13 protein-coding genes are annotated in these 14,921 nt (G+C 74.4%); 6 read left to right on the forward strand and 7 right to left on the reverse strand.

Annotation, left to right across the window (positions count from 1 at the left end):
• Positions 1–49 precede the first annotated feature (49 nt).
• The gene (locus AB0J76_RS24025; RefSeq protein ID WP_352329423.1) at positions 50–1,018 is read left to right on the forward strand and encodes an ABC transporter substrate-binding protein; all 969 of its coding nucleotides are present in this window, start codon (positions 50–52) and stop codon (positions 1,016–1,018) included.
• Complete coding sequence (locus tag AB0J76_RS24030) at positions 1,015–2,304, forward strand: flavin-dependent oxidoreductase (protein WP_352329421.1); 1,290 nt, start codon at positions 1,015–1,017, stop codon at positions 2,302–2,304. Before AB0J76_RS24025 ends, AB0J76_RS24030 begins: the two co-directional genes overlap by 4 nt.
• 78 nt (positions 2,305–2,382) lie before the next feature.
• On the opposite strand, the gene AB0J76_RS24035 is transcribed toward AB0J76_RS24030, so the two are convergent.
• The 3 genes from AB0J76_RS24035 to AB0J76_RS24045 form a co-directional block, all read right to left on the reverse strand.
• Positions 2,383–3,273: a PRC and DUF2382 domain-containing protein gene (locus tag AB0J76_RS24035; protein ID WP_364390499.1), complete on the reverse strand. Its 891-nt coding sequence runs from the start codon at positions 3,271–3,273 to the stop codon at positions 2,383–2,385.
• Positions 3,274–3,378: 105 nt separating this feature from the next.
• Entirely contained in the window at positions 3,379–4,014 is a 636-nt protein-coding gene (locus AB0J76_RS24040) for a hypothetical protein (RefSeq protein WP_352327983.1), read from the reverse strand.
• 14 nt (positions 4,015–4,028) lie between these two features.
• Positions 4,029–4,574, reverse strand: coding sequence for a DUF4142 domain-containing protein (locus AB0J76_RS24045; RefSeq protein ID WP_352327982.1), 546 nt, complete (start codon positions 4,572–4,574; stop codon positions 4,029–4,031).
• Between the two features lie 182 nt (positions 4,575–4,756).
• Between AB0J76_RS24045 and AB0J76_RS24050 the strand changes: the two genes are divergently transcribed.
• The gene (locus tag AB0J76_RS24050; protein ID WP_352327981.1) at positions 4,757–5,206 is read left to right on the forward strand and encodes a pyridoxamine 5'-phosphate oxidase family protein; all 450 of its coding nucleotides are present in this window, start codon (positions 4,757–4,759) and stop codon (positions 5,204–5,206) included.
• On the opposite strand, the gene AB0J76_RS24055 is transcribed toward AB0J76_RS24050, so the two are convergent.
• A complete protein-coding gene (locus AB0J76_RS24055) occupies positions 5,203–6,600 on the reverse strand; it encodes a methyltransferase domain-containing protein (protein WP_352327980.1) in 1,398 nt (465 codons plus the stop codon). The genes AB0J76_RS24050 and AB0J76_RS24055 overlap by 4 nt on opposite strands.
• 117 nt (positions 6,601–6,717) lie before the next feature.
• Between AB0J76_RS24055 and AB0J76_RS24060 the strand changes: the two genes are divergently transcribed.
• Positions 6,718–7,005, forward strand: coding sequence for an iron-sulfur cluster biosynthesis family protein (locus tag AB0J76_RS24060; RefSeq protein WP_352327979.1), 288 nt, complete (start codon positions 6,718–6,720; stop codon positions 7,003–7,005).
• A 52-nt stretch (positions 7,006–7,057) separates the two neighbouring features.
• Here the strand turns inward: AB0J76_RS24060 and AB0J76_RS24065 are convergent, their stop codons facing one another.
• A complete protein-coding gene (locus tag AB0J76_RS24065; RefSeq protein WP_352327978.1) occupies positions 7,058–8,035 on the reverse strand; it encodes an alpha/beta fold hydrolase in 978 nt (325 codons plus the stop codon).
• 110 nt (positions 8,036–8,145) lie between these two features.
• Here AB0J76_RS24065 and AB0J76_RS24070 point away from each other — a divergent pair, with 110 nt between their 5' ends.
• Positions 8,146–8,436 carry a hypothetical protein gene (locus tag AB0J76_RS24070; protein WP_352327977.1) on the forward strand — a complete coding sequence of 97 codons (291 nt, stop codon included), beginning with the start codon at positions 8,146–8,148 and terminating at the stop codon, positions 8,434–8,436.
• Between the two features lie 10 nt (positions 8,437–8,446).
• Positions 8,447–9,637 carry an alpha/beta hydrolase gene (locus AB0J76_RS24075; RefSeq protein ID WP_352327976.1) on the forward strand — a complete coding sequence of 397 codons (1,191 nt, stop codon included), beginning with the start codon at positions 8,447–8,449 and terminating at the stop codon, positions 9,635–9,637.
• Positions 9,638–9,644: 7 nt separating this feature from the next.
• On the opposite strand, the gene AB0J76_RS24080 is transcribed toward AB0J76_RS24075, so the two are convergent.
• Both AB0J76_RS24080 and AB0J76_RS24085 read right to left on the reverse strand, forming a co-directional pair.
• On the reverse strand, positions 9,645–13,307 hold the full coding sequence (locus tag AB0J76_RS24080; RefSeq protein ID WP_364390503.1) for a hypothetical protein: 3,663 nt from the start codon (positions 13,305–13,307) through the stop codon (positions 9,645–9,647).
• A gap of 128 nt (positions 13,308–13,435) precedes the next feature.
• The gene (locus tag AB0J76_RS24085; protein ID WP_352329329.1) at positions 13,436–14,920 is read right to left on the reverse strand and encodes a DHA2 family efflux MFS transporter permease subunit; all 1,485 of its coding nucleotides are present in this window, start codon (positions 14,918–14,920) and stop codon (positions 13,436–13,438) included.
• Between the last annotated feature and the right edge of the window lies 1 nt (position 14,921).

Raw genomic sequence — 14,921 nt, forward strand, 5'->3', positions numbered from 1 at the left:
TTCCCCGGCACGCTTTTGTTCGCGAACTCGACTCTCTGGGAGCGTTTTCATGCGTCTGTTACTCGCGGCGGTCGCCCTCGCCCTGGCGATGACCGGATGCGGCGGGTCGGATCCCCGGCCGTCGCCCGGCGGGCCGGAGAAGGCCGTGCTGAACCTCGGCATGCTGGCCCTTCCCGAGGTCGCGCCCGTGCAGATCGCCATCGACAAGGGGTTCTTCGCGGCGGAGGGGCTGACCGTCAAGCCCGTCGTGATCCAGGGCGGGGCCGCCGCGATGCCCGACCTGATCAGCGGCAAGCTCGACGTCCTGCACAGCAACTATGTCTCGGCGATCCTGGCCGCCGCGCGCGGCGTGGGCCGGTTGAAGGTCGTCGGCGACGCCTACGCGGCCAAGCCCGGCAACTTCGTCCTCATGACGCGCAAGGACTCGCCCGTCACAAGGCTGGCCGACCTCAAGGGCAGGAAGGTCGGCGTCAACACCCTCGGCAACGTCGCCACCCTGGCCGTGAGCGCGCTGCTCAAGCCCGCCGGCGTGGCGCCCGCCGACATCACCTTCGTCGAACGGCCCTTCCCGCAGATGGCCGGCGCCCTGGCCAACGGCGACGTGGACGCCGCCGTGCTGCCCGAGCCGTTCTGGCAGACCGCGGCCGCCACCAGCGGGGCGCGCAGCCTGTCGGACCTGTTCACCGGCGCGACCGCCGACTTCCCGATGGCCGGCTACCTGACCACCGAGGGCTTCGCCGCCGACAATCCGCGCACGGTGGCCGCCTTCCAGCGCGGCCTGCGCAAGGCGGTGGACCTGGCGATCGCCGACCCGGCCCAGGCCAAGGCCGCGCTGCTCAAGTACACGAAGATCGACAAGGCGACGGCCGACCTGATGACGCTGGGCGGCTACTCCACCACCGTCGAGAAGGCCCGGTTGCAGCGGGTGGCCGACGTCATGCTGGAGTTCAAGGGCAACGGGTACCTGGAGGCGCCGTTCGACGTCTCGGCCCTGCTCCTTCCCGGCGGCTCCTCATGACGGGCCTCGCGGGACGGCGTCCGCGGCGGGTGGTCATCGCCGGGGCGGGCATCGCCGGGCTCACCGCCGCCCTCAGCCTGCACGCGGCCGGCATCACGGACGTGACCGTGCACGAGGCCGTCAAGGAGATCCGGCCGCTCGGCGTGGGCATCAACCTGCTGCCGCACGCCGTGCGCGAGCTCATCGAGCTCGGCCTGGGCGACCGGCTGGCCCGCGTCGGCGTCGAGACTGCCGACCTGACCTTCGTCACCCGGCGCGGGCAGCGCATCTGGACCGAGCCGCGCGGCCGGGCCGCGGGCCACGCCTGGCCCCAGTACTCGATCCACCGCGGCCGGCTGCAACTCCTGCTCCTCGACGCCGTACGCGAGCGGCTCGGCCCGGACGCCGTGGTGACCGGCTCCCCCGTCACCGGCCTCGACCACGACGCCGACCTGCTCGTCGGCGCCGACGGCATCCGCTCCGGCGTCCGGGCCGCGCTGTTCCCCGGCGAGGGCGAGCCGTTGTGGGGCGGTCACGTGTTGTGGCGCGGCACGTCGCGCGCCCGGCCGTTCCTGACCGGCCGATCCATGATCATGGCAGGCGACGGCACCCAGAAGATCGTCATCTACCCGATCGCGCCGCCGGACCCGGACGGCACGCAGCTCGTCAACTGGGCCATCCAGCACCGGGCCCCCGAGACCGTCCCGAGGGGCGACTGGAACCGGGAGGTGGAGATCGGCAAGTTCCTGCACCACGTGGCCGACGTGCGCTCCGACGCCCTCGACATCCCCGGTCTCATCGCCTCGGCCGACAAGGCGTACGAGTACCCGCTGGTGGACCGCGACCCGTTGCCGTACTGGTCGTCGGGCACGGTGACGCTGATGGGCGACGCCGCGCACCCGATGTACCCGACCGGGTCCAACGGCGGCACGCAGGCCGTCATCGACGCCCGCGTGCTGGCCCACGCGCTGGCCACCGGCCAGGGCCTTGAGTTCTACGAGAGCCGGCGGCGGCCGGTCACGAACCGGATCGTGCTGGCCAACCGCGAGGACGGGCCCGAGGTCGTCCTGAGGCTGGTGCACGAACGCGCCCCCGACGGGTTCGCCGACATCGAGGAGGTCATCCCCAGGGACACGCTGGAGAAGATCGCGCTGCACTACAAGCAGCTCGCGGGCTTCGAGCCGGCCACCCTGAACGCCCGCCCCAGCTGGTCGGTCCCCCCGGACACCGGCCAGGGGCCTGTTTCCCCGAACGCCGGCCAGGAGTCGGTTCCCCTGAACGCCGGTCAACCCGAGAGCTCGCGCTGACCGCGGGACGGGTTCTGGAGGTGGATGTGGTGAGGCGGGGGCGCGTGGGCGCCCCCGCGCGGGACCGGGCGTGGCCTCCTACCGCTTGGGCGGGAGGTCGTCGCCGCGGTTGCGGGTGTGCTCGCGCGCCTCGCTGTCCTCGTCGACCTCCAGGTGTTCTCTCCTGACCTGGCCCTCGACGGTCTCCTCACGCTCGACGCGCTCCTTGTGCACGCGGATGTGCTCGACCGGCCTGGTCTCCTTGCCGATCACCGGCCGCTCCTCGTGCAGGGTGATCTGCTGCTCGTCCTCGCCGATCTCGTACGTGCCGGGCTCGCCGTCCCTGATGGGCTCGCGCTCGATCACGACCTCCTCGTGCGCGAGCGGCACCCGTTCCTGGACGTTCTCGGTCTCGACGTACTTGCGCAGCCGGACGTGCCCGCTCTCGCGGCTCTCCTTGCCGATGTGGAGCTGCTCCTCCGACGCGGTCATGTCCATGTCGCGGTCGCCCACGTCCCGGCCGCGCATCGGGCCCGGCCGACCCGTCGCGCCGGTCTGGCCGGTCGGCGGCTGGCCGGTCATGCCCGGACGCATGCCGCGTTCCCCGGCCGCCCGGGGCTCTCCGGTGGCCCGCTCGGCCTGCCGCTCCCCCGCGGCGGGCGAGCGCTGGGACGGGATGGTGGACGGCTGCATGCCGTAGTACCGGTAGAGCTCGGCCTCCTCCTCCAGCGACAGGCGGCCGTCCACGTCGATGTTGGGCGCGCCCTTGATCATCTCCTTGTCGAAGGGGACCCTGATCTCGTCCCCGGAACGGCGGGCGTTGGCCAGCGGCACGAAGGTCTGCTTCATGCCGAAGAACCCCGTGCGCACGGTCACCCACTCCGGCTCGCCGGTGCGGTCACTGAGGTAGACCTGGCCCACCTTGCCGATCGACTGTCCGTCCGACCCGATCACATGGCACTCGAGCAGGCTCCGGATCTCTGTTTGCATAGCCACGACGATCCCCCCGATTGTTCGTCCTGGTTCAAAAAGGACAAATACCCCAGAGAGTCGCATTTGCACACATGGGTCGGCCAGTCTTTGCCATGGACAGGCCTACGGCGGAGGCACGCCGCGGCCCTCCCGGGAGCCCGCGTAGGCGGCCCGCCGCAGCCTGGCCGTCCATCCGGCCGGACGCAGGCAGGGGGCGCTGTTGAGCACGGGGTCGAAGGTCAGGTCCTCGCCGGGCAGCGCGGTGTGCAGGCGCAGGCGGGCCAGGTAGCGACCGCCCGCCCACAGGTGGAACAGCAGCGGGCCGCGGGCCAGCGCGCCGGACAGCAGCGCGGGATCGGCGGGCACGCGCTCCCCCTCCGGCCGGGCGACCAGCCGGTACAGGCCGGTTCCGTACACGTACGCCGTGAGGCTGGAGTACGGCCCCGACGTGAAGGTGCGGCGCGGCACCGGCACAGGACCCGCGCCGGTGGACAGCAGCAGGTCCACCCCGTTCGGCAGGCGCACGGCCAGCCCCAGCACGTCGGGCAGCCGGCCCGGCAGGGACAGCCCCTTGGACAGCCGGGCCCGCACCTCGTGCTCACCCGGCTCCCCCAGCGGCGCCGCCTCGACCGTCAGCGTGCCCGCCAGGAGCAGCCCGCGCCGGTGCAGCGCGCGGCCGTGCCGGAGCCCGGCCAGCACGCGCGCCGCGACGCGGGCGAAAGAGTCGAGCGCGGGCGGAGCGCCCGCGCCGTCGGGCATCGCCGACGCCCCCGTCAGTAGTCTTCCTGCGCCTTCTTCAGCGCCTTGAGGTGCTCCTGCAGCGTCGGGGACGCGGACTTGGCCAGCGCCACCACCGCCGGCGAGGAGCCCTTGGAGATCTCCTCCTTGGTGGCCTCGATCGCCGTCTTGTGGGCCTTGACCATGCCGACGACGAACTCCTTGTCGAACTCCTTGCCCTTGGCGTCCTGCAGGCGCTTGGCCAGGGCGGCCTGGGCGGAGTTCGGCGCGGCGGGCAGCTGGATGGCGAGCTGGCTCGCGGTCTCGGTCACCTTCTTGTCGAACTGGGTGTGGTCGTCGACGAGCATCCGGCCGATCGACTTGACCTGGTCGGTGGCGCCCTTCTTCTCGGCCAGGCGGCCCGCCTCGATCTCGGCCAGGTTCCCCTGGTGGATGGCCGCCATCCAGGTCCTGTCCTGCTCGGACGGCTGAGCGTCGGTCCGCGGCGCCAGCCCCGCGGTGTTGGTGGTGGCGCTTTCGCCGCACCCGGACAGGGCGACGACGGCCGCGGCGGCCAGCAGCATGGTCAGACGAGTACGCATGAGGTTTCCTATGACATGGTGACACTTCTCCGACACAGAGAGTAACCACGCGCTCACGACTTCCCCCTCAGGCGCGCCGCGTCGCACCCCTGGACCGGAGTCGCGGGCCGCCGCCGGGAGCCGTCATCATGTTGACGGACGTGCCGCGGCCGACCCGGCCGCCGAGAAGTGCGAGGAGAAGGATGACGCCACCGGCCCGATCACCGGAGCAGCGCAAGCGGGACACGCTCGACCGGCTCGAACACGACGTCGACGTCTGGGTGGCCACGGCGGGCGACGGCGGCCCGTACATGACGCCGCTGTCGTTCCTGTGGGACGGGCACCGGCTCCTGCTCTCCACCGCCGACGCCACACCCACGGCCCGCAACCTGCTCGACGGCGGCACCGTGCGCCTCGGCCTGGGCCTGACCAGGGACGTCGTCCTCGTCCACGGCACCGTGACCGCGCAGCCGGCCGCCACGATCCCCGGCGACGTCGGCGACGCGTTCGCGGTGAAGACCGGGTTCGACCCGCGGGTGTCGCGTGGCCCGTACACGTACTTCTGGGTCACGCCGGTGCTGGTGCAGGCGTGGCGCGAGGTCAACGAGCTCGCCGGGCGCGACCTCATGCTCGACGGGAAGTGGGGCGTCTAACCGAGCCCCAGCACCAGCGTGGTGTGCCGCTTCACGATGACGAACTCCCGTCCCCGGCCCCGGACGGCCCGGCCCCCGGCCACGGGCCCGTCGAAGGCGAGGCTTTCCGGGGCGGGGCTGTCCGGGGCGGGGTTGCGGTAGGCGGTGAGGCGTAGGTCGGTGGTGCGGGGGCGGCCCGCGGCGGCCCATGCCGTGACGTGCGCCGCCAGCTCCTCGGCCAGCGCCGTGCCGCCCGGCCCGTACCCTTCGGCCACCAGTTCGGCGCGCCCAGGACCACCCGCCGCGGCCGCCGGATCGGCGGCGCCGGGGTTCCGCCCGGACGGGCCGGGGGCGTGGGAGGCGCTGGAGGCGAGTACGGCGATGGCGGAGCCGTCGGTGAGGCCGAAGGTGCCGCCGTAGCCGCCGTGCCGGTTGCCGCCGAGCATGCACCAGCGCGGCTCGTGCAGCGCCAGCCACAACGCCACGTCAGCGCCCGCCTCCGCGAGCGGATCCCGTCCCGCTGGCGTGCCCGCCTCCGCGAGCGGGTCCCGTCCCGCTGGCGGGCTTGTCGTCGTGAGCGGGTCCCGTCCTGCCGTCGGGTCCGCCGTCGTGGGCGGTTGCGGGAGTGGGTCGGGCAAGGTGACGGCGACGTTCGTCGGGGCGGTTTCCAGGGCGGTCACGAGGTCTCCCAGCTCGCGCGCCACCGGGAGCGCCAGCCACAGGTCGGGGTCGCGGCGCAGCACGACCACCGACTCCGGCCCGGCGGACGGCCCCCGCAGGCGCATGAACCCGCAGGGCGCCACCGTACGTCCGGCCCAATGGCCGCCCGTACGTTCCAGCGCCACCGAGACCTGCACCCCGCCCAGGTCGAGCGGCACCACCAGCCGCCCGCCCGGCGCGAGCTGGTCGAGCCAGGCGGGAGCCAGGTCCCACACGCCGACGGTGGCGATCACCCGGTCGAACGGCGCCGCCCCGGCGAACCCCTCGACCCCGTCCGCGCACACCACCTCGACCTGCGTGAACCCGGCGACCGCCAGGTTGCGCCGGGCGTCCCGCACGACGCCGGCGTCGAGGTCGAGGCTCACCACCCGCCCCTCGGGCCCGGCCAGGCGCGCCAGCAGCGCCGCGTTGTAGCCGGTGCCCGCGCCGATCTCCAGCACCCGATGGCCGGGCTCGACACCGAGCTGCCCGAGCATGGTCGCCATGACGGACGGCTGCGACGACGAGCTGACCGGCAGCCCGTGCTCGTCCCGCCGGGTGACGATCGGCACGTCGCGGTAGGCGGTGCGGGGGTCGACGCCGGGCAGGAACAGGTGGCGCGGCACCGCGAGCAGCACGTCCGCCACGTCGTCGGCGATCTCCTGGCGCTCGCGCAGGCCCGCGACCATGGCCTGCCTCAGCCGGACGGCGTCCATGCCGCGATTGTCCACCGGCCGGGGATTCGCGGTAAAGAAAACGCCAAGGAGGGTTGGGCTCCGGGATGAGGGGAATGGCAGGCAACTTCTGTACGTCGACCGTTTGGAGGAGCCGTAGTGCTCACCCTGACAGCCAACGCAGCCCAGGCGATCCGCGACCTGACCGCGTCCGCGCCGGAACCCGCCCAGGGCGGGATCCGCATCTCGTCCCAGGGCGAGGGCGCGAACTCGCTCACCCTCTCCCTGGCCACGGCCCCTGAGCCGGCCGACGAGGTGGTGGAGACCGAGGGTGCGCGGGTCTACCTCGATCCCGTGGCCGCGACCGTGCTGGACGACAAGTCCCTCGACGCCGGGGCCGACGCGCAGGGGAGCGTGTCGTTCATGGTGACCCCGCAGGCGGTGTGACGGGCAGCCGCCGTACCGGTGATCACGCCGGTACGGCGGCCCCGCACCCGGGTCAGCCGGCCAGGAGCTTGTGCAGGTAGCGGACCTGCTCCTCGGCCTGGTAGCCGGACCCGCCCTCGTGCCCGTTCCAGGGCCAGACGGTGATCTCCTTCGGCCCCTGCCAGTGGTTGTAGGCGGCGAAGACCGTGGAGGGCGGGCAGACGTAGTCCATGAGCGCGACCGAGTACAGCGCGGGCACCCGGCCGCGGGCGGCGAAGTTGACGCCGTCGAAGTACGACAGCGTGCGGAACACCTGGTCGGCGCCTTCCCGGCGGGAGGCCAGGAAGCGCACCAGCTCCTGGTACGGATCCCGGTCGGTGATCTCCACAGCCCGCCGGAAGTGCGTCAGGAACGGCACGTCCACCAGCGCGGCCCGCACCGACGGGCGCAGGGCGGCCGTGGCCTGCGCGATCGCGCCGCCCTGGCTGCCGCCGGAGACCACGATGCGCCCGGCGTCCACCGCCGGATGGGCCGCGGCCACGTCGACCGCCCTGGCCGCGTCGGTGAACACGCGCCGGTAGTAGTAGTCCTCGGGGTCGAGGATGCCGCGCGTCATCATGCCCGGCGCCTGGACATTGGCGCTGCCGTGCGGGTCGCCGGTCGTGCCGGGGCTGGTGGGGCTCGCGCCGCCGTGTCCCCGGGTCTCCATCACGAACACCGCGTAGCCGGCCGCGGGCCACAGCAGGTGGTCCTTCGGGAACCCGCGCCCGCCGCCGTAACCGATGTAGTGCATCACGCACGGCACCGGCTCCCGCACGCCGCGCGGCAGGATGAACCAGCCGCCGATCCGGTGACCGCCCCACCCGGCGAACGACACGTCGTAGACGTCGACGCCGCTCAGCGGCAGGTCGTAGGGCACGAACTCGGCGGCCGGGTCGAACGCCTCGGCCTCGGCCAGCGTACGGGACCAGAAGTCGTCGAAGTCGGCGGGTTCGTCGCGGTCGGGGAGGTAGGCGCGCAACTGCTCGATCGGGAGGTCGAACAAGGACACGGGGGACTCCAAGCTGTAGGCAACCCTGATATTTCACCTCATCAGCCCAGGTAAGCGCTATCCTCCGCCGGCGGAAGCTGAAAGGCCGCGTACGGGGTAGGGGAGGTCGCGTGATCGAATACGTGATCGAGGTTCCCTCCTCCCATCTCTACCCCGGCCTGGTGCTGGAGGCCCCCGCGGACGCCGAGGACTTCCTCGTGCTGTTCACCGACGACTCCGAGTCGCGCGCCCAGCTCCTCGGCGACGCCTCGGGACGTCCGGTGCTCAGGGTCGGCGGATACATGACCACGAACGGCACCGTCATCGACGAGCGGGTGTGGACCGTGCGGGAGACGCTGCGCACCGGCGACCGGGTGCGCATCCGCCTGGGCCGCTCGCTCCCCTCCCCCGTCGGGGGCTAACGTCCCCTTTGTGAGGTCTTTCGCCGGGATGGTGGCGGGCGCCGCGGTGCTCGCGCTGTCGCCCGTCGCCGGGCTGGCCGCGCTGGCCGGGACGGCGATGGTGGGCGCGCGGCCCGCGATGTTCGCGGTGACCGGCCTGGCGGTGTTCGCCGCGGTGTTCTACCTCGGGCTGCTGCTGTGCGTGCCCCGGCCGCGGGCGACCTGGGGGCGGTGGTCACGGGCCGCGCTGATCCTGGCCGTGGAGGTGGCGGTGGTCTGGCGGGTCGCGGACGCGACGCTGACCCCGCCGCCGGCGCCGGCCGCGGCCCTGTCGCCGGTGGCCGGGCAGCGCGAGTGGCGGCTGCCGACGGGGTCGCGGCTGGCGTACGCACGGGTCGCGCCGAAGCGGGTCACCCGCCCGGAGCCGGTGGTCTTCCTGTCCGGCGCGGCCGGCCTGGCGGACCTGGCCGCCGATCCGGCGTTCTACCGGCGGCTGGCCGCCGACGGCCACGAGGTGTACGTCTACGACCGGGTGGGCTCCGGACGTTCGGCGCGGCTGGCGGACCCGGCCGCGTACGGGGTGGGGCGCGACGTGGCGGACCTGGAGCAGGTGCGGCAGGCGATCGGCGCCCGACGCCTGAACCTGGTCGCGCGCGGCGAGGGCGCCCGGCTCGCGGCGGCCTACCTGTCCGCCCATCCGGACGCGGTGTCCAGGGCGGTGCTCGCCTCCCCCGCCGGCCTCGACCGGGCCCGCGCCGCGACGCTGCTGGACGACGGCCCGCCCAGCCCCAGGATGCTGGCGGTCCACACGCTGCTGCGGGTCGAACCGGCGGCGGCGCACGCGTTCGCCGGCGACGCCGAGCTCGACGCCCGCGCAGAGGCCTCCGCCGTCTGCCCGCAGGACCGGCCCGCCGAGCAGCCGCCCCTGCCCCGGTCGGACGGCTCGGGCGGGTACGCGCGCCTGGTGGACCGGCCGTCACCGCCCGGGATGCGGGACGGGCTGGCCCGGGTGACGGCTCCCGTCCTGGTGGTCAAGGGGCCGTGCGACGGGGAGAGCTGGTCGGCGGCCACCGACGTCCGGCGGGCGATCCCCGGCGCCGGGCTCGCCTACGCCGAGGGGCGGGGGGCGTACCTGGCGACGCTGCGGGCGTTCCTGGCGGGCCGGGCGGTGCCGGCGTACGAGGGCGTCACGCCCCCGCCCGGCTACCGGGGCCCGTGGTGACCTCGGCTCAGCGGTCGTGGGCCCGGGGCTCCGGGCGGGCGGGGCGGGCGCAGGAGCCGGCCGTGGCCGCCGTCACCTTCCAGCCGGCGTCCGGGAACGGCGACATGAAGTGGGTCAGCAGGTCCACCGCGTAGTCGGGGGCCTGCCCGCCCGGGTCGAGGAAGGACACCATCTGCGGGCCGTCCGAGCCGCGCAGGGTGATCGAGCCGCCCCTGCCGCCGGAGGCGAAGCCGGGTTTGGCGTCCACGGTGAGGCAGGCGAGCCCGATCCCCGCGGCGGCGATCTCCTGGCGGGCGCCGATGCGGCGCATGCGCTGGTCGTAGCGGCGCAGGGCGAGCGAGGTGGCCCGGGTGAGCCGCAGGGAGCCGGTGAAGGCGTCCGGACCGATCCTCCTGCTCAGCCTGACCCGCAGGGAGACGTCCGGCCGCAGGTCCACGCCCTTGGCGGCCAGGCGGAGGCGGTCGTAGGCGCCCTCGAAGCCGGGCGCGAGGAACCCGGCCGCGGCCGGCGCCTTGAGCCCGAACGGGATGCGCCCCGGCCGTACCCGCAACCAGGACACCCGCCGGACCGCCAGCGACACCTCCCGCACCGCGCTCGCGCCGAGCGCGAAGTCCCCGCCGACCTGGTAGGTGAGGAACCCCGAGGTGTACGGGACCTCCTTGGACACGGCGATCGGCTGCCGCTGGACCGGGCCCACGCGCAACCCGGCGCCCACGGCGATGCGGGCCGTCGGCCCGGGTTTCGAGACCAGGTCGAGCGACTGGTCGGGATTGAGGCGGATCGTCGTGTCAGCGGCCAGGTCCTCGACCGCGAGCGAGACGCCGCCGAGCCGCCCGGACGGGTCCACCAGACGGCCGTCCACGGCCAGCCGGCCGTCCAGGGTGCTCGTGCCGCCCCGGTAGGTGAGGGCGGGGACGCTGAGCCCGGCGGCGGAGGCGTCGGCGTCCAGGCCGAGCACCGCCGGGACGTCGCTCAGCCGCAGCCCGCCGCTGCCCCGGCCGGGCAGGGTGACCTCGGCGGTCAGGCGGTCGACCGGCGCGGAGTTCCGTACCCGGATCCGGGTCCTGGCCCCGTACGTGCCCCGCACGTCCACGGCGGCCGGCACCGGGCCGAGGGCGACGTGGCCGCGCAGCCCGCCCGCCTCGGCCCGCACGTCGAGCGCGCCGAGCGTGGCCGGCGGCTCGACGCGGTAGGCGACGTGCCCGGCGTCCAGCGGGCCCAGGGACAACCGGGTGATCCTCGGCGGCAGCCGGGTCAGCGTGGCCCGCGCCCTGATCGGGACCGGCGCGAGCACGCTGCTGTCCAGGTGGAGGGCGAGGGTCCGGCGCCTGGGCGCGAACCCGGAGAAGGCGAACGTGCCGCCCGCCGGGTCGATCGTCACCTCGCCGGGCAGGCCGGTGACGTCGAGGTAGCCCTGCAGGCCGTAGCAGCCGCGTCCCGCCGTGCAGAATGCGCCCGGCCCGCAGCCCCCGGCCGGGCAGCCGCCGTCCACCAGCGACAGGCCGCCCTCGACGGCGGGCGCGGGACGCATGCGGGCCAGCGCGGCGGTCCTGCCGAGCCAGGCGCGGGCGGTCACGCCGAGCCGGGAGCCGGAGTAGGTGAGCCTGCCCTCGGGCGTGGCGGCGACGGTCAGGTCGCCCGGCACCGGCCCCACCCTGCCGAGGACGCCGAAGCGCACGTCCCCCAGGACGATGTCGGCGTCCATGGCAAGGCGCTGCCGGGCGGCGCGGAACCGGGCCAGGAACCCCTGGCCGGACGGGCTGAGCTCGACCCGCGACAGGCCCTTGACCAGCACGCTCGCGTCCAGGTCGCCGCCGGCCCGGTCGTAGTGGGCGGCCAGGTGCGGGCCGTACGGGGACGTGGCGCCGTCGTGGTTGGCGACGGCCAGGGCCGCCGCCCCCACCGGGCCGGACAGCCCGTGGAAACGGTAGACGCCGCCCTTCCAGGCGGCCTCGAAGCGGGCCGGGACGCCGGTCACGTCGGCGGCGGCCCTGAGCACCCGGCCGTCCGTCCTGATCCTGGCCAGCGCCGACACCCCGGTGGCGTCGCCGTTCCTGACCAGGGTGACGTGGCCGCCGGCGGGGCTGGAGATCGCGCCGCCGCCGCGTTGCAGGACCGCGGCGATGCGGCCGATCGGCGAGCTGGCCGTCTGCGTGACGCGGTGCGCGGCCGGGTCGGCGTCCAACCGGATTCGGGCCGGCAGACCGCTCAGCTCGGCGCGCAGCACCGTCCTGGACGCGGCGCGGTCGTAGTGGAGCACCTTGGCCGAGCCCGCCCGTGCGGGCCCGGACGACTCGACGGTCAGGGTCTGCCTGCCGCCGGACGACAGGTGTGCGGCGGTGAAGGAGCGGGGCACCTCGCGCAGCTCGGCGCTGGCCGCCGTGGCCAGGCGGCCGTCGCGGTAGAGGTGGTCGTGCAGTTCGGCGCGGGCGATCGGGGCGCGGGCGGTGAAGCGCATCCGTCCGCCGGACAGGCGCACGTGGGCGCGGGTGGGCATGCGGTCCAGTACGGCCTGCGTGTAGCGGCCCGGGGAGACGGCGACCGTGTCCAGCCTGGCCGGACGGGAGGCGGTGACGTTCAGTTCGACCGCCGGGGAGGTGGTGGCGTCCGGTTCGGCGGGCTTCGAGGTGGTGGCGGCCGGCTTGGAGGGCTTGGTGGTGGCGGACGGGGTTGGTGGGTTGAGGGTGGCCTCGGCGGTGAGCCGTTCGGTGGCGGGGGTCTGGCGCAGGCTCACCGCCGCGCGTCCGGTCAGCCCCGCCAGGGTGACGGCGGACGGTCCCGGGTCCTCGCGGGTGACGTTCGCCCTCACCGTCCGGCCGTCCGGGTCCATGGTGAACGTCCCTCGGTCGAGCACCGACAGCGAGGCGCCGCCGCGCAGGCCGTCGAACCCGACGGTCACCTTGCCGTCGTACTCGGCCCAGACCAGCGCCCTGACCCTCTTGCCGGACAGGCTCCTGACGGCGAACCCGAGCCCGATGCCCCCGTTCACGGGGTTCGCGGCGGGCACCAGATCGGCCGCCAGGTCCGGGAGGCCGTCGCCGGTGACGTCCACGGCGACCGGCACGGCGACGGGCCGGCGCGCCGAACACGCCACCGCCCGTTCCACCCCCACCACACACAACCGATACGTCATCCCTTGCCTCCTCGGCAGAGCCCCACCGGCCGCGCGGCCTCCCTGGGGGCGGATTGCGCGGCCTCCCTGGGGGCGGAGCGGGGGGCGGGTGGCCAGGCGCAGGGCGTCCAGGGCTCTGGTGACGGACGGGGGCGGGCGCAGGAGGGTCAGCGGGGCGGCGCCGGTCGTGTCGGGCAGGAGGGCGGCGGGGTCGGGGGCCCGCCGGCCGAGCCCCTGCCGTTCCTGCCGCCGAGCGGCCTGGGCAGCGACGGCGTCGGCGAGACCCGTCCCGGCGGGCGTGGTGATCTCCAGCCGTTCCGGCCCCACCGGCCCCTTCCCCATGGGCCGTACGGCGGGCGACGGCCCCGACGGGACCCGCACCACGGCAGGCGGCGGCTCCGGAACCGCGGGCACCTCCCGCGCCATCACCCGACCACCCGTCGACGCCTGGACGACGCGCGCAGCCGAGGCATGACCGGAGGCTGCGGCGGGCGGGCCGGCCAGTGCGGTGGCCGCGATGGACGTCGAAGCGAGCACGCGCAGAAGGGCGTGCGGCATGAAGCGTTCCCCCGAACCCGTCTAACTCATCCCATCGGAAACAATGGTCACGAGATGACCATATTTCCCCACTCATCGTCAAATGTGGCGCAACATGGAACTCCAGTTTCCGCCGACGCCCCCGGCTATTACGCCGTCCGGCGCGCCCCCGTCCGGCTCACCGCCGTGACCACGGTGGCCGCCACGGCCAGCACCAGCAGGACGCCCACCGCCAGCCGGTAACCGTCCTGCAGCACACCCGCCACGGCGGACAGCCGGGCGGGGTCGGCGGCGTACACCAGGTGCCGCTCGGCGGCCGGCACGGACGCGGCGACGATGGCCAGCGACATGGCGGTGCTGATCACGGTCGAGACGTTGACCAGCATGAGCCGTACACCGTTGACCACACCGAGCCGGTCCTGCGGCGCGTCCATCATGATCGCGGTGGTGTTGGCGGTGATGAACAGCCCGCTGCCCGCGCCCACGAGCCCGAGCGCCGTCCCGAGCCAGACGTAGGGCACGGACGGGTCCAGCGCGGCCAGCATGACCGCCATGCCCGCCGCGCTCACCGCCGAGCCGGCCACCGCCACCGTGCGCGGGTGGAAGCGTCCGGTCAACCCCCCGGCGACCAGCGAGGTCAGGGCCGAGGCGGCCGAGACGGGCAGCACGGCGAGCCCGGCCTGCGCAGGCTCGAACTGCCGGGTGGACTGCAGGAACAGCGAGATGACCAGCACGATCGAGAACTGCCCGAGCGAGTTGAGCACGGCGGCCAGGTTCGCCAGCGCGAAGCCGCGGTCGCCGAACAGCCGCAGGTCGAGCAGCGGCGTCCGGCTGCGCCACTGGACCAGCGCGAACACCGGGGCCGCCGCCGCGAACGCCACCCCGCCCGCCACCACCCACGGGCTCAGCCAGCCGAGCGAGCTGCCCTGCGACAGAGCCAGCAGCAGGCCGCTCAGCCAGGTGAACAACAGGACGATCCCCGGCACGTCCAGCCGCTCGCGCGGGCCTCTCGGCACCGGGCGGAGAGTGACCGCGCCCCAGACGATGGCCGCGACCCCGACGGGCACGTTGAACCAGAAGATCCACCGCCAGCCCGCCGCGCCGGCCAGGAACCCGCCGAACGACGGCCCCACGAGCCCCGCCACGGAGATGATGGCCATGTAGACGGCCATGCCACGGCCCAGCCGGGCCGGCGGGAAGGCGCCGGCCAGGATGGCCGAGCTGTTGGCAAGGATCATGGCCGAGCCGCACGCCTGGGCGACCCGGGCCGCCAGCAGCACCTCGATCGAGGGCGCGAACCCGGCCGCCAGGCTCGCGACGGTGAACACCACGAACCCCAGCAAGTACGTGCCGCGCCTGCCGAACAGGTCGGCCACCCGCCCGAACACCACCAGCCCGACCGAGCTGACCAGCATGTAGGCGAGCAGCACCCAACTGGCCAGGAAGGCGCCGACGTGGAAGTGCGCGACGACGGCGGGCAGGGCGACGTTGAGCGAGCTGGAGTTGAGCCCGGTCAGGAACATGCCGAGGCTGGTGACCGAGACGGCCCGCCAGGCGTACCGCAACTGCGCGGCTTCGTCCTCCGTCGCCGCCCCGGCGGCGGGCACCACTGCGACGGCCTCGGACTCAGTCACA

Origin of the sequence: Nonomuraea sp. NPDC049624 (assembly GCF_040675255.1) — a bacterium.
Lineage (GTDB): Bacteria > Actinomycetota > Actinomycetes > Streptosporangiales > Streptosporangiaceae > Nonomuraea.

Coding starts and splice junctions, on each gene's coding strand:
- AB0J76_RS24025 (WP_352329423.1), top strand. CDS start 50: ATGCGTCTGTTACTCGCGGCGGTCGCCCTCGCCCTGGCGATGACCGGA.
- AB0J76_RS24030 (WP_352329421.1), top strand. CDS start 1,015: ATGACGGGCCTCGCGGGACGGCGTCCGCGGCGGGTGGTCATCGCCGGG.
- AB0J76_RS24035 (WP_364390499.1), bottom strand. CDS start 3,273: ATGCAAACAGAGATCCGGAGCCTGCTCGAGTGCCATGTGATCGGGTCG.
- AB0J76_RS24040 (WP_352327983.1), bottom strand. CDS start 4,014: ATGCCCGACGGCGCGGGCGCTCCGCCCGCGCTCGACTCTTTCGCCCGC.
- AB0J76_RS24045 (WP_352327982.1), bottom strand. CDS start 4,574: ATGCGTACTCGTCTGACCATGCTGCTGGCCGCCGCGGCCGTCGTCGCC.
- AB0J76_RS24050 (WP_352327981.1), top strand. CDS start 4,757: ATGACGCCACCGGCCCGATCACCGGAGCAGCGCAAGCGGGACACGCTC.
- AB0J76_RS24055 (WP_352327980.1), bottom strand. CDS start 6,600: ATGGACGCCGTCCGGCTGAGGCAGGCCATGGTCGCGGGCCTGCGCGAG.
- AB0J76_RS24080 (WP_364390503.1), bottom strand. CDS start 13,307: ATGCCGCACGCCCTTCTGCGCGTGCTCGCTTCGACGTCCATCGCGGCC.